This window comes from Blautia sp. 2227st1_G12_2227SCRN_220401, assembly GCF_039062885.1.
In the GTDB taxonomy this organism is placed as follows: domain Bacteria; phylum Bacillota; class Clostridia; order Lachnospirales; family Lachnospiraceae; genus Blautia_A; species Blautia_A fusiformis.
Genome location: NZ_JBCLNI010000050.1, coordinates 1 through 13,153 on the forward strand (window position 1 = coordinate 1; position 13,153 = coordinate 13,153).

Genomic DNA, 13,153 nt, shown 5'->3' on the forward strand with positions numbered 1-13,153 from the left:
CCGCCCATGGCTACTGCCGGATGGATTTTATTTGTATCTGTATCATCGCCATATTTTTTCAGAAGAATATAAGCACCTGCACAGGTAAAGAAATATCCGAACGCAGTACCTACGGAACACATATCTACAACCCAGCCGATCACTTCTCTGCCGAAAAATGGGCAGATACAGCAGATGATCATGGTAAACCCAACACATATGGACGGAGTTTTATGCTCCGGATGAACCTTTTCAAAAGCTGACGGAAGCATTTTTGCTCTTGCCATACCAAATAAAAGACGGCTGGATGTCATAAAGAATCCGTTCATACCGGTAAAAATCCCCATGCACACTGCCAGTGCCACAAAGCACACACCAACTTTTCCCATTGCAAGATCAAGAACTGCACCTGTATGCCATTTTACAAGAGTTCCATTCGCATCTGTCATAGTCAGAACCTGCTGCCAGGGAACAACACAATCTGTCACCAGTGCCATTGCACCATAGATCAAAGCACCTACGATCAATGCTGAAATGATCAGCATTTTGCACTTCTGTGGTGGAAAATCATATTCTTCTGCCGCCTGTGGAATACAGTCAAATCCTACATAAAGGAACGGAGCCAATGCCAGGATAGATACAAAACCGCTTCCAAGAGACTTGCCTTCGGCTCCGTATGCCGGCTGCAGATTTGAAGCATCAAAATGTCCTGTTGCGATCACACCAATGACTGATACAACAACCGCTGCACACATGATAAGGACCATCGCAAGCTGAAGATTTCCTACAGATTTCGCACCTTTGTAATTCATGATCCCGAAAAGTATGATAAAGAACAGGGATAATCCGACTTCACCCATATATACATCATATCCTGCAATTGTATACAGGTAACCTCTGTTAAAGACTCCAGGAAAAATATAGGATGCCAATACCGGAAGTGCCGTTGCATTCAAAGCTACAATAGACAGATATCCAAGCGACAGCATCCATCCGCATATGTACGAAGCAGTTCTTCCAAAGCCTTTATATGCATAGGCAAATTCACCACCCGCTACCGGGAATTTTGCGATCATATAAGAATAGCTGTAGCCTACCACGATCATTAAAAGACCGCCTGCCAGAAATCCCAGAAACAGCGGGAGCGGTCCACCTGCACGTTCTGTCCAGAGACCACCCTGTATAAAACATCCCCATCCAATGATGGAACCGACTGCAACTGCCCAGATCGAACCAGGTCCCATGGATTTTTTTAATTTTGTTCTTTTATTTCTTTCACCCATATATATCCTCCTGCTTCATCAATCATATCATTCATCATCATCTTCTCTGGTTTCTTCACTGATCGTATATGCCTCACTGATATCGGAAACAAAAATTTTTCCATCACCATAATGTCCATACTGCCCACTCTTTGCACTGTTAATGATAATATCTACAACCTCATCTTTTTCTTTGTCCCCAACAGTAATATACAGCATGTTTTTTGCCATTTCCTGATAAAGGACATCCCCTACTTGAATTCCTTTTTCCTTACCTCTTCCTGAAATTGCCCATTTTGAAAAAGCAAAATATCCTTCCTGCTCCAGTGCTTTGATGACGTCCATCACTTTCTCAGGTCTTACGATTGCTGTGATCAGTTTCATAATCCTTCATCTCCCATCCATAAATACAAAAAGAGCCCAGATACCAAAGTATCCGGACTCCATCGTCTCTCTCTATATTATCATTATTTTTTTCAATATTCAATCAAAATCTTTCACTTTCTGGCCAGATATCGATACATCTCATCCAGCATCTCGTCTGTGATCTCCACCGGATTGTTATAAAGGTTCGGATGTCTGCTGATACGAACCAGCTCCGCAATCTGATCATCATCAAGCTCCAGATCCTTCAGATCACACCGCAATCCCATTTTTTTCTTTAATTCAAGAACTGCATCCGCCATCTCTTCTGCATCTTTGAATCCAATCCTTCTGGCAAATTCCTCTACACGTTCACCACCTTCGCCTTTTGCATTGATTCTTATAAAATAATCCAGGGTCAGGCCACACGCCTCGCCATGCGGGATGTGATAAATATTGGTCAATGGAAATGAACACGCATGGGACGAAGTAGTTTTCGGTAAAGTAAACGCCAATCCTGCGATCAAAGATGCTTCGCACATTTTCTCCCTTGCTTCCTCATCATCTGGCTTCCTGTATGCTCTGTAAACATATTTGAATACCAGTTCTGCTGCATGCATCGCAAGTACATCACAGATCGGCTGATGACCTTTGCTCCAATAGCCTTCGATCGCATGGGAAAGAACATCAATTCCTGTTCCTGCCGTAACCTGCGGTGGCATTGTATAAGTAAGTTCCGGATCAATGATAGCTGCTGCCGGATAAAATCCCTCTGATACGATCGGCGCTTTTTTTCCATTTGCATGATCCGAAAGAACTGATACACAGGTCACTTCACTTCCTGTTCCTGCAGTCGTAGGAACTGCGATCAGTGGAAGATGTTTCTCCGGCATTGCTACTCCGGTTCCATGATACTTACGGATGGAATCCGAAGTCAGAGCTACACTGGCAGCTGCTTTGGCACAATCCATGGGACTGCCTCCACCCAGTGCTACCACAAATCCGATATTTTTCTGCCGGATCACTTCCGCACAGGCATCTACCTCTGCAACGTCCGGGTTTGGAGAAACATCTCCAAAAGAAGCAACGATCATTCCTTCTGACTCTTTTATGACCTTTTCGGCAAGACCGCTTTTAAAGAAAAACGGTCCTGCCACCAGAAGGCCTCTTTCGCAGCCAAGCTCTCTGGCTATTTCTTTGATTTCTTTTACTCTGCCTTTGCCGAAATGAATTTTTACCGGCTGTAGATAATCCCAGTTCATAGGCTACCTCCTGCTTTATCAGTCACAAAATTTTTCATCGACCATTGTAAGCACTTCATCAAGGATCGGGAGATACTCTTCCAGCTCCTCTTTCGTGATGATCAGTGGCGGACAGATTTCAATAAAGTTCTCACGTCCGAAGGTTGCAAAGCCACGTTTTTTTAATTCTGCAAATATCCACGGCATTACCGGTCCGGGTACGCCGTATTCCTGCATCGGTTCTCTGGTTTCTTTATTCTTGACTACTTCAAGTGCACCGAACAAACCGATACATCTTGCTTCACCAATACATTTATGCTTCTTTACCATCTCATCCATAAACGGAGCAACGATCTCGTGCATCTCAGCTACATGGCCCTCGATGTCGTGTTCTTTATAATATTTCATTGCTGCTACACCAGCCGCACATGCAAGTGTATGTCCACTGTAAGTAAGTCCGCACTGAAGAACATTTTCCTCAAAATACTCCGCAACCTTTTTACTTACAATACATCCGCCCAGCTGTACATAACCACAGGTAACACCTTTTGCAAATGTAATGATATCCGGTTTCATGTCGAAATTCATAAATGCAAACATTTTTCCTGTACGGTAAAATCCTGCCATAACCTCATCACAGATCAGAAGGATTCCATATTTGTCACAAAGTGCACGAACACCTTCCATATATCCGTCTGGAGGAAGAATGACACCGTTTGCACCTACTATAGACTCCATCAGGATCGCTGCCACATTTCCGGGGCCTTCATATCTGAGCTGCAGATCCAGCGCATCCAGATATTTTTTCGTTACCTCTGCATCATCAACTCCTTTTGTATATCCGTCACGATACATCTGAGGGTTCATAAAGTGTACGAACCCATTTGCACCACCGATCTCTGCTGCATATCTTCTCCAGTCACCAGAAGCATTGGATGCTCCAAGTGTAGCTCCATGATAGCTTCTGTAGCAGGAAAAGATCTTGGTTCTTCCGGTTACCATACGTGCCATTTTTATAGCATTCTCATTGGATTCTGCTCCACCATTTGTGAAGAAAACTCTCTTGTATGTATCTGCTCCTGCTGCTTCTACAAGCATTTTTGCCAGCATGCTCTTAGGCTCGGATGCATATGCCGGTGCCATGAAGCACATCTTATCAGCCTGTTCCTTGATCGCTTCAACGATCTCCGGAAGCTCATGTCCGAGGTTGGAACACACCAGAAGTGAAGCCATATCTGCATATTTTTTTCCATCATAATCGTAAAAATAAATTCCCTCAGCTCTTTCTACCGGTAAAGTATCTGCTCCTGATCTTGCCCATGACTGCATCACATAATCTTTGTGCATCTGTGCTACTTCTTTTCCTGTTAAACTCATAATAACTTCCTCCTCTTTATCTGTAATTCAGTTTTAAATATTGTTCATTTTTGCGGTAAACAAACTTATTATTTGTTGTAGAATAAGAAAAGCGCCCGGCCCACATTCATTTGTGAACCAGACGCCTTTGTCTTATCTGAGTCATATATTACTCTCGACACTGGCTGTCTGCAATAGACATCTATCCAATTATTTTTGTGCTGCAGCACAATCGTTATTATTCTGCTGCCGCATTTTCCTTTTACATTTCATTCATCTGATATAACAGGAAACCCAGCCTCAGCTGAAAACGCACATCAAAATCAGAAAGATTTTTTCCAAGTATCTCAGCAGCCTTTCCAAGCTTATAATTAATTGTATTTCGATGTACGATCAATTCCTGTGACGCACTTTTGACACTGCAGTCGTTAGCCAGGTAGCACTGAAGTACTCTGACCAGATCTGAGTGGTTCATCTCATCATATTCATACAATGGAGCTACTGTATCTGCCAGATATTCTTTTATTGCTTCCTTATCTGTAAGTGTGAGCAGTACCCTGTAAATCCCAAGATCTTTGTAAAAAATAATCTTTCCGCCATCTGTGCTTTGCTCGCCCGGAACCTGACAGACACATAGTAGATCAGACATTTTTTCCGCAAACTGATAGCTCTTATAAATCTGCCTGATCCCGGAAATCTGCTTACTTACACTTACAAAAATCTGTTCCTTCTGACATACCATCCTGCATAGTATCTGAAAAATCCTCTCTGTAGTTTTTCTGCATGCTTCATCAGAATAATCACACAAAACCAGAAGGATCTGCTTATCCTGGGCACAACACAAAATCCCATTATAATTACAGCGGATATGACTGCTCAGTTTAGATAAAATCTGCTCTAGCCTTGTTCCTGTTACACGATCATTGTCTTCCAGAACACACACATTCACAACCGTATATGCACTGTCTGTAAAATACCCTTTTCTCATCAGTGCCGAAACATACAGTTCTTCCTGGGACGGACATAAAAAGGCATTGTTCAGTGCCGTCGCAACCTCAATTGCGTTCTCCTGCTCTTTTGTTATTGCAAAACATATGATCCGCATGATTTCAGCCATTCGAACCCTCCACGGTACTTCAAATACCGGGAATCCCTTTTCATTTGCAAAATCAATAACATCCTGTCCGATCTCACTGATATAAGGCCCTATATTGATCACGATTCCACTGGCTTTGTTTCGCCATACTTCCTTTACCAGACGAAGAAGAGTCAGATTTTCATTCAATCCTAATCCAGTTGTAAAAGTAAGCTCCTGTCCCTGCAGAAATGCAGAAATCGTGTCGCTGTCTACCATATGAGTCCATGACACTTCATGATCTAGTCCTGTCTCACCTGCTACCAGCTTCATCTCCAGATGCTGTACCTGTTTTATGATCTCACGCAATGTTACTGCCATATTTATACACCTTTCTCCACCGCAGCTTCCTGTGATCAACTACATCAGACGATCAAAGATACTCCAGATATCAGAAGCAGTATATAAGTCAGATTCAGAAATACCTTCTGAGATACTTTACATACCAGCTTTTTACCTAACCATGTAGCTATAAGTAATGGCAGGATACTGATACAGATCAGTCGAATATCTGCCGTTCCAACCAGGCCGCTCCTGAACTGGGTAACCATCAGAAAAAAATTCAGCACCACCCATACAGGGGCCACTGTCGCACGAAATTCTTCTTTTTCTTTCAGTACCTGTGTTGCATAGATCACAAGTAAAGCCCCTCCTGATACAAACATACCATGAATTATCCCTGCCAGGATCAGAACTATCCACAAAATGAGATCCGGAAGTTTTTTCTCTGTATGAATGCACAGATTCTTTAATGCAACTACGACGATTATGATTCCATATATTGTCAGAAGAATATTTTCAGATTTCACGATCCGGCAGATCTGTATCCCTGCAAACATTCCAACCAACATGACCGCAGACATCTTAAGCAATTCTTTCCAGTTTATATGTCGATATCCGGTCACTGCGATCATCAGTCCGGACAGCCAGGCCATAACATTCAGGACCACCTTTGCATGATCCAGCCCAAGCAAATAAACGGAAGGCGGCATCGCCAATACCGTACCGGCAAACCCTGTGATAGCCTGAATAACATTAGAAACAAACAATACAAGCAAAAATAACAATTCTTTCATAGAGCATTCTTCCTTTTCTGTATTATCTGTTTACCGCACACTCTTTATCACTGCTGATAAAATAAAAAGACGCTTTGCAATAATGACTGCAAAACGTCTTTGTTTTTCTACACTCTCGATTTTAGCACGCTAAAAAGCAAAAGTCAACAGTTGCCTTTCTCCATTACCTTGACACATTCTTTTGTATTATTATTTTTTGCTATTTTTCTTAATGACAGCTATGGCTTCCACATCCATGTTCGCCACATGTATGTCCTTCCCCGTGGCTGTGCTCGTGATGAGAACATTTCACATCCGGATTATACTCCAGTGTTTCATTGATAAAAGCTTCTACTGCTTCATCCGCATCTCCGGAAACTCCTCCGAAAAGCTTAATGCCGGCTGCCGCTAACGCTGTCTGTGCGCCGCCTCCGATTCCGCCACAGATCAAAACATCTGCATTCAATGCTTTAAGAACTCCTGCCAATGCGCCATGTCCGCTTCCATTGGTATCTACTACTTCTGAATGTACTACTTTTCCTTCCTCTACATCGTAAATCTTAAATGTCTCTGTGTGTCCAAAGTGCTGGAAAATCTGTCCATTTTCATACGTTACTGCTATTCTCATAATACCTTCTCCTTTTTCTGCTGCATATTTTTGATGAAGCTCCTGCTTATAACATCCTCCAAGCCTACAGTTACCGCTCTGACCATCACAGATTTTGAAATCTCCACCTTCAATTTTAAGCGGATATCCATCAATGAGTGCATCTGCTATTTTCTTCCTGGCAATCTCATAAATTCGTTGAACGGTTGTTCTTGCGACTTGCATAGATGCTGCGCACTGCTCCTGACTATAACCTTTCTTGTCCAAAAGACGGATGGTTTCATACTCATCTACCGTCAGAACAATAGGTGTTTTTTTCTCAGTATCATCTGCCGGAAAGAATTCTAAAACATTGGGGAAATGGCAAACTTTTCTGCATTTTACTGGTCTCGGCATAAACTGCTCCTTTCTTGCTTTTCTTATATAATAGTTCTATAAAAGGCATATGTCAATAACATTTTTGACATATGTCCATATAGCTCAGCTAATAGTATTATATACAGCATAAACTTCTCCTCACGACACATATATTTCGATGTTTTCCGCAAATCAACTATTGATAATGGAATAGAAAAAACAGTCTGTCATAACAGAAATTAATCCCATCAAAACAGACTGTTCTTTTTCCTTTACAAATATTACATTAATGAGGTTCCTGCCTCATGCTCATAGAATCTCTTTATTATCACCTGCACCGGTTTCTCACATATTTCATAACTGTCGTCCTTCCATGCCTCGGAAGCAGAAGGCAGCTTTGGTGCCTACTCCCATAAAGCAAAACCACGAAGCCATGGTCGTTTCTTACAGGCCTCAAACATTGCACGATACCATTCACACTGTTCTTCCAGGCGAAGTTCTCCCTGCAATCCCCAGTTATTCGGAATCATCCCGGAACCTTCTCGCGACATACATCCCACTTCGGCAAAGAAAAATGGTTTCTTATATTTTAAGACTGTTTTTTCGATACGATCCAGTTCCTGCTCCCATTGATCAATCGGATAATATCCGCTGGAAGAGATCACATCGACACAGTCCCACCAGGATACATGATCTTCCTGATATTTGTCCGTGTTATAAGACACCAGTCCATGATATTCCATTATTTTTCGTCTTCTCTGCTCATCCAGCGTGCCCACGCTGCAAGGCCTGCAACATGCTTCACTTCCCCTGTTGCCACAAGCGTCTGGAATTCTTTTACTGAAACCTCATGAAGCTTCAATACTTCTGCCGGACCCAATGATTCTTCTCCAGATTTTCCACATCAGATCGCAAAAAGATGGATCTTCATATCCGGTCTCTTCTTTTTATAATTCGACTCCTTTTGTCTCTATCACGTGTTTATACCAGAATGCTGAATCTTTCATAATTCTCTGCTGGTTCCTGTAGTCTACATATACAAGTCCAAATCTGTCTGAGTAACCCTTTGCCCATTCAAAATTATCCATCAAAGACCACTGGAAATATCCTCTGATATCTACTTCCTCTGCTACCTTTTTCAGTTCCTGTAAATATCTTGCAAGAAAATCAATTCTGTTTGGATCATGCACTTTTCCATCTAATGAGATCACATCATGACAGGATAATCCGTTCTCTGTGATATAAATTGGCTTGTGATATCTTTCATATAAGAACTTCGGTCCCCAACGCAGACATTCCGGTGTTACCGGCCATTGGATCGCAGTCTTTGGAAAACCTTCATACCGGCAAACCTCCTGCGGTTTCCCGTCTTCTCCCATACGGAAGCATCTTCCATTATAAATATTCTGTCCATAGATATCGATTGGTTCTGAAATCAGACGCATATCTTCCTCTGTGATTTTCGGAAGATATTTTTCATAACGTTCCAATCCCTCTTCCGGATAATGTCCAAACAAAACAGGATCTGACCACCAGGACACATTCCATGTCCAGTTACTGTCATCCTCCTGAAGAGAAAAATATGCCTTTCTTGCAGCCTCGATATCTTCCGGCCGATCTGTTTCCGGATAACAGACAGATGATGTCGGTGCATATCCGATCGTCAGTTTCTGTTTTCCATAAGTACGGAGCATCTGTACCGCTCTTCCATGTGCTTTCAAGGCATTGTGTGCCATTTCAAAGGTATCTCTCATGGGTGCTTTTACTCCCGGTGCATGTTCTCCGGTAAGAAAGCCAAGTCCGACAAAGCACTGTGGTTCATTCAATGTAAAGAAATGACTTACCCTGTCACTGAATCTTTCTGCAACAAGCTTCGCATATTCTCCAAACCATTCCACGATCTGCGGATTCATCCATCCGCCTCTTTTATAGATTTCATATGGAAGTTCCCAGTGATACAAAGTAATATATGGTTCGATCTTATTTTCCACAAGCTCGTCGATCAGATGGTTATAGAACTCAATACCTTTCTCATTCACTCTTCCAAATCCATCTGGTAAAACCCGTGACCAGTCGATGGAAAAGCGATAAGCTTTCAGGCCCATTTCTTTCATTAACTGAACATCTTCTTTATATCTGTGATAATGGTCGCATGCCACTTCGCCGGTGTGACCGGAATATACTTTCCCAGGTTCTTTTGTATACACATCCCAGATGTGCTCACCTTTGCCATCTTCTTTTACTGCACCTTCGATCTGATACGCACTTGTTGCTGCTCCCCAGATGAAATCCTTAGGGAATCCTACATTCTTTCCATTTTCTTTTCCCATATTTTTCTCCTATTGTTTAACTTCTCTTATTATTTCCATTCCTCAATTCCCAGATTCTCTATATAATCAGCAAGTTCTCTCGCCATCTCATAGGTCTCCGGAATTCTGAGATGTCCCGGAGTTACTGCTCCATTTCTCTTAATAATTTTCAAAAATATTTCAAAAATCATTCAAAAAAACTTTCATATATATCGCGTGGAACATATGGATATAAGTCTGCCGTTTCTAGCTGGCATTCCATCACATTTATCTTAACTTTTTCTTTTTCAATAAAACCCTGCTTGTGTAAAAGTTCCATTAACTTATTACCATTTATCAGTTTTACTTCCACCTCTTCAGCGTAAGAAATAGCTGCACCGGAAAAATCACTTGTTGTTATAAAAATCATTTTATCTGCTAATACAACATTATTTGCCCCTACAAGTTTCTGGATATTGGGACGCCCAACTTTATGTCCTATTGAATAGCATTTACATTCAACAATCGTTTTTTCTCCCCCTCTGGTAAGTGATATATCATAACCTCCGTCATTTGTCGGGGGAGTTAGTTTAGCTATATACCCTAAACTTTCAAATAATTCCGAGCATAATCCCTCAAAATCAGTTGGTTTCTCCGAATAATAATCAACGATTTTTTGAATATCACTATTACACGCAAATGTCTCTTTCTTCTTTAAAAGGTCGGCACGTTTTATTCTTTCTTCTTTACATAAATCTATTGCAATGCCTTGCAAACGCAATTTTTTGACTACTCCAACTAACTCATATGGTCTTTTTGTAAAAACCAAATAGTTTTCAACATATAATTTACTTCTCTTCCATATGATATAGTTTTTCTTTACTCTCCTGTCTGCTGTACCGTCCTTTTTACTTACAGACCAATAAGGATAATTTAGATAATAATAGTTTTCCCCTTTCTCATTTGATTTCTTTCTTATCTTTATGCTTCTCGGCAATTTTCCTATTCCATATAATTTTGAAAAATTTCTCTTTATTACAAAATCAAATATACTTTTAAAAATGTATATACTTCCTGCTGTTCCCAGTGCAAAAATAAATATTGAGATAAAATCTCGTTCCATTTTTATCTTGATAACCTTTTATTAGTATTTTCTATATGAATTCTACCACATTTAACTAATCTTGAAAATCTCATAGGTTTCAAAATGCACTCGCTGATTATTTCGCATCAGGAGCACCGGACGTGTGAAAAAACGAGAGTTTTTTCATGCGTCCTTTTGCTTATGGTTATAATAATAGTTATATTACATAAAAAAGTGTATAACTCCCCTTACCACATAAGAAAAGCTATTATGGAATCCTATGCGGCAGTTGTTGCTTTTTTCTGTTTGTTGTAATATTTATAAAGATTGTGTCCAATAGAAACAAGAAATACTTCGAGCAGTACAGATTTTATTCCTCTTCGGACAATCCTTTTGTACCAACGGTCGTTTTTTATGATACCAAATGTACCTTCTGCCTGGATGGATCTGTTCATCCTCAGAAGTGCTCCCTGGATACTTTCGAGATTTTCAATCACTTCCTGATGCATTGCTGTAAGTTCGCGGTTGATCCGAACAGTACGGTTTGGTGCTAGAATATAAATAGTACAAGCCAAAATGAGAAATTCCAAATACACATAAGCATGATACAATAGAGGCATGCTGAAGGAGGATCTCATATGGCAAAGCAACATGACAAACAATTTAAACTTGATGCCGGATATGGTTCTTACAATAATTACATCTTCTGTGAGCAGCATGGAATGAAAAAATATATGAAGTTCCCCATGTTCAAGAAAGAGACTACAGACAAGAAGTATCATGAAGATCCATTTCGTGCAGTAAATTTTCCAATCGGGAAAGACGGGATCATGCGTTGCCTAAACGGGAAAAATTTTATCTTCAATATCGAAAAAACGTAAAGGGGAACAAGTATGGGCGTCAGGAAGAAGTGTATCAGTGTGAAGATTGCTCCGGCTGTCCATACGCAGAACAATGTAAAAAGACAGATAAAAACTGGTGCTAGAATATAAATAGTACAAGTCAAAATGAGAATCCCTAATTACAAATTTTATGGTACTATGTAGTTACCGCCCTGAAGGAGGATCTCATTATGGCAAAGCACTATGACAAACAATTTAAATTGGATTCAATCCAATATTATCATGATCACAGAGAATTAGGATTGCAGGGTTGCGCTTCAAATTTAGGAATCAGTCATCAGACACTGTCTCGCTGGCAGAAAGAACTGCGTGACACCGGAGACATTGAGAGCCGTGGTTCCGGCAACTATGCTTCTGATGAAGCAAAGGAAATTGCACGTTTAAAGCGTAAACTACGTGATGCACAGGATGCACTTGATGTATTAAAAAAAGCCATCAACATTCTGGGAAAATGACGGAAGCCATTTACCTCGAAGTTACTGAGAAGGCAGAAGCAGCCCGCAAGTCTAAACGCCGTGTTTCTGTCTCCGGAATGTTGAAAATACTTGGCGTTTCACGTTCTGGCTATCGCGCATGGCTGAAACATGTTCCCTCCAATGCTGAAAAGCGTCGGGAATCAGTAAAAACCAAAATCAAGGATATTTACGACAAATCTAAACAGAATTACGGTGCTCCCAAAATCACACAAGTGTTGTGCAAAACAGGAGAAACTATTTCCGAGCGTACTGTTGGGCAGTACATGAAACAAATGGGCATTAAGGCTCAGTGGGTAAAGCCGTGGACAATCACCACAAGAGACTCCGATTTCAGAACAAACTTCAAAACATCCTTGATGAACAATTTAATCCAGAACGACCAAATGCAGTTTGGTGTTCTGACATTACCTATATCTGGACGATAGATGGCTTCGTCTATTTGACCAGTATTATGGATTTATATTCCAGGAAAATCATTGCCTGGACGCTGTCAAATACATTAGAGGTGTCCTGCGTGATTGAAACAATAAACAAAGCTAAGGCAAGACGAAAAATCGAAGAACCATTGATTATGCATTCCGATCGCGGTGTACAGTATGTTTCAAAGGAATACAGACGTATCACTGCAAACATGCAGTGCAGTTATTCTAAAAAGGCTTATCCATGGGATAATGCCTGCATTGAATCATTTCATTCACTGATCAAACGCGAGTGGCTGAATCGCTTCAAAATTCGCGATTATAATCATGCATATCGATTGGTATTCGAATATCTGGAGGCATTCTACAACACAAAGCGGATCCATAGTCATTGCGATTACATGTCACCAAATGACTACGAAGAACTATATCGTAGAATGCAACAGGACGAAGAGCCAATGGTAAGTTAAGATGGGAGAGACTCAGATGGGAAAACCTCATTTTAACTTGTACGAAATCTTGACATAGAACCATGGTTCTGCATTCCGGCAGGGGAGTATCCCAAAGTTTGTGTAAACCTTCAAACTGATGTAAGATAGAATTACTCAGTTTGGAGGTTTATTTTATGG

The 13,153-nt window shown here is 40.9% G+C and carries 18 protein-coding genes; 5 read left to right on the top strand and 13 right to left on the bottom strand.

Annotation, left to right across the window (positions count from 1 at the left end):
• The 13 genes from ABCM67_RS15650 to ABCM67_RS15710 all read right to left on the bottom strand — a co-directional run.
• Positions 1–1,262 (bottom strand): APC family permease (locus ABCM67_RS15650; protein WP_342993014.1); only part of this gene is annotated, 1,262 nt, incomplete at its 3' end.
• Positions 1,263–1,289: 27 nt separating this feature from the next.
• Positions 1,290–1,625 carry a P-II family nitrogen regulator gene (locus tag ABCM67_RS15655; RefSeq protein ID WP_015525489.1) on the bottom strand — a complete coding sequence of 112 codons (336 nt, stop codon included), beginning with the start codon at positions 1,623–1,625 and terminating at the stop codon, positions 1,290–1,292.
• Between the two features lie 113 nt (positions 1,626–1,738).
• On the bottom strand, positions 1,739–2,866 hold the full coding sequence (locus tag ABCM67_RS15660; protein ID WP_147603184.1) for an iron-containing alcohol dehydrogenase family protein: 1,128 nt from the start codon (positions 2,864–2,866) through the stop codon (positions 1,739–1,741).
• An 18-nt stretch (positions 2,867–2,884) separates the two neighbouring features.
• Positions 2,885–4,222 carry an aminotransferase class III-fold pyridoxal phosphate-dependent enzyme gene (locus tag ABCM67_RS15665; RefSeq protein ID WP_015525486.1) on the bottom strand — a complete coding sequence of 446 codons (1,338 nt, stop codon included), beginning with the start codon at positions 4,220–4,222 and terminating at the stop codon, positions 2,885–2,887.
• A 241-nt stretch (positions 4,223–4,463) separates the two neighbouring features.
• Positions 4,464–5,657, bottom strand: a complete 1,194-nt coding sequence (locus ABCM67_RS15670; protein WP_147603182.1) for a PucR family transcriptional regulator — start codon at positions 5,655–5,657, stop codon at positions 4,464–4,466.
• Positions 5,658–5,701: 44 nt separating this feature from the next.
• Positions 5,702–6,412, bottom strand: a complete 711-nt coding sequence (locus tag ABCM67_RS15675) for a sulfite exporter TauE/SafE family protein (RefSeq protein WP_021652660.1) — start codon at positions 6,410–6,412, stop codon at positions 5,702–5,704.
• A 208-nt stretch (positions 6,413–6,620) separates the two neighbouring features.
• Positions 6,621–7,394 (bottom strand): NifB/NifX family molybdenum-iron cluster-binding protein, encoded by a 774-nt coding sequence (locus ABCM67_RS15680; protein WP_147603181.1) that lies wholly within the window; start codon positions 7,392–7,394, stop codon positions 6,621–6,623.
• A gap of 365 nt (positions 7,395–7,759) precedes the next feature.
• On the bottom strand, positions 7,760–8,098 hold the full coding sequence (locus ABCM67_RS15685) for a hypothetical protein (RefSeq protein ID WP_252195751.1): 339 nt from the start codon (positions 8,096–8,098) through the stop codon (positions 7,760–7,762).
• Positions 8,098–8,235, bottom strand: coding sequence for a hypothetical protein (locus ABCM67_RS15690; RefSeq protein ID WP_158526480.1), 138 nt, complete (start codon positions 8,233–8,235; stop codon positions 8,098–8,100). Before ABCM67_RS15690 ends, ABCM67_RS15685 begins: the two co-directional genes overlap by 1 nt.
• 67 nt (positions 8,236–8,302) lie before the next feature.
• Positions 8,303–9,685 carry a GH1 family beta-glucosidase gene (locus ABCM67_RS15695; RefSeq protein ID WP_147603180.1) on the bottom strand — a complete coding sequence of 461 codons (1,383 nt, stop codon included), beginning with the start codon at positions 9,683–9,685 and terminating at the stop codon, positions 8,303–8,305.
• A 29-nt stretch (positions 9,686–9,714) separates the two neighbouring features.
• On the bottom strand, positions 9,715–9,837 hold the full coding sequence (locus ABCM67_RS15700) for a hypothetical protein (protein ID WP_279223465.1): 123 nt from the start codon (positions 9,835–9,837) through the stop codon (positions 9,715–9,717).
• A 14-nt stretch (positions 9,838–9,851) separates the two neighbouring features.
• Positions 9,852–10,766, bottom strand: a complete 915-nt coding sequence (locus ABCM67_RS15705; protein ID WP_147603179.1) for a restriction endonuclease — start codon at positions 10,764–10,766, stop codon at positions 9,852–9,854.
• 239 nt (positions 10,767–11,005) lie between these two features.
• A complete protein-coding gene (locus ABCM67_RS15710; protein WP_342993017.1) occupies positions 11,006–11,302 on the bottom strand; it encodes a transposase in 297 nt (98 codons plus the stop codon).
• A 63-nt stretch (positions 11,303–11,365) separates the two neighbouring features.
• Between ABCM67_RS15710 and ABCM67_RS15715 the strand changes: the two genes are divergently transcribed.
• The 5 genes from ABCM67_RS15715 to ABCM67_RS15735 all read left to right on the top strand — a co-directional run bounded on the left by ABCM67_RS15715 (position 11,366) and on the right by ABCM67_RS15735 (position 12,994).
• Positions 11,366–11,608, top strand: coding sequence for a hypothetical protein (locus ABCM67_RS15715; protein ID WP_342993018.1), 243 nt, complete (start codon positions 11,366–11,368; stop codon positions 11,606–11,608).
• Positions 11,563–11,712: a transposase gene (locus ABCM67_RS15720; protein ID WP_342993019.1), complete on the top strand. Its 150-nt coding sequence runs from the start codon at positions 11,563–11,565 to the stop codon at positions 11,710–11,712. The genes ABCM67_RS15715 and ABCM67_RS15720 overlap by 46 nt, the downstream gene beginning before the upstream one ends.
• A gap of 87 nt (positions 11,713–11,799) precedes the next feature.
• Positions 11,800–12,084, top strand: a complete 285-nt coding sequence (locus ABCM67_RS15725; RefSeq protein WP_342993020.1) for a transposase — start codon at positions 11,800–11,802, stop codon at positions 12,082–12,084.
• Positions 12,081–12,530 (top strand): IS3 family transposase, encoded by a 450-nt coding sequence (locus ABCM67_RS15730; protein ID WP_342993021.1) that lies wholly within the window; start codon positions 12,081–12,083, stop codon positions 12,528–12,530. Before ABCM67_RS15725 ends, ABCM67_RS15730 begins: the two co-directional genes overlap by 4 nt.
• Entirely contained in the window at positions 12,455–12,994 is a 540-nt protein-coding gene (locus ABCM67_RS15735) for an IS3 family transposase (RefSeq protein WP_342993022.1), read from the top strand. The genes ABCM67_RS15730 and ABCM67_RS15735 overlap by 76 nt, the downstream gene beginning before the upstream one ends.
• Positions 12,995–13,153: the final 159 nt, after the last annotated feature.

Excerpts from the sequence above, each read along its gene's own strand:
- ABCM67_RS15655 (WP_015525489.1), bottom strand. The coding sequence starts at position 1,625 with ATGAAACTGATCACAGCAATCGTAAGACCTGAGAAAGTGATGGACGTC.
- ABCM67_RS15660 (WP_147603184.1), bottom strand. The coding sequence starts at position 2,866 with ATGAACTGGGATTATCTACAGCCGGTAAAAATTCATTTCGGCAAAGGC.
- ABCM67_RS15665 (WP_015525486.1), bottom strand. The coding sequence starts at position 4,222 with ATGAGTTTAACAGGAAAAGAAGTAGCACAGATGCACAAAGATTATGTG.
- ABCM67_RS15670 (WP_147603182.1), bottom strand. The coding sequence starts at position 5,657 with ATGGCAGTAACATTGCGTGAGATCATAAAACAGGTACAGCATCTGGAG.
- ABCM67_RS15675 (WP_021652660.1), bottom strand. The coding sequence starts at position 6,412 with ATGAAAGAATTGTTATTTTTGCTTGTATTGTTTGTTTCTAATGTTATT.
- ABCM67_RS15680 (WP_147603181.1), bottom strand. The coding sequence starts at position 7,394 with ATGCCGAGACCAGTAAAATGCAGAAAAGTTTGCCATTTCCCCAATGTT.
- ABCM67_RS15685 (WP_252195751.1), bottom strand. The coding sequence starts at position 8,098 with ATGGAATATCATGGACTGGTGTCTTATAACACGGACAAATATCAGGAA.
- ABCM67_RS15695 (WP_147603180.1), bottom strand. The coding sequence starts at position 9,685 with ATGGGAAAAGAAAATGGAAAGAATGTAGGATTCCCTAAGGATTTCATC.
- ABCM67_RS15705 (WP_147603179.1), bottom strand. The coding sequence starts at position 10,766 with ATGGAACGAGATTTTATCTCAATATTTATTTTTGCACTGGGAACAGCA.
- ABCM67_RS15715 (WP_342993018.1), top strand. The coding sequence starts at position 11,366 with ATGGCAAAGCAACATGACAAACAATTTAAACTTGATGCCGGATATGGT.
- ABCM67_RS15725 (WP_342993020.1), top strand. The coding sequence starts at position 11,800 with ATGGCAAAGCACTATGACAAACAATTTAAATTGGATTCAATCCAATAT.
- ABCM67_RS15730 (WP_342993021.1), top strand. The coding sequence starts at position 12,081 with ATGACGGAAGCCATTTACCTCGAAGTTACTGAGAAGGCAGAAGCAGCC.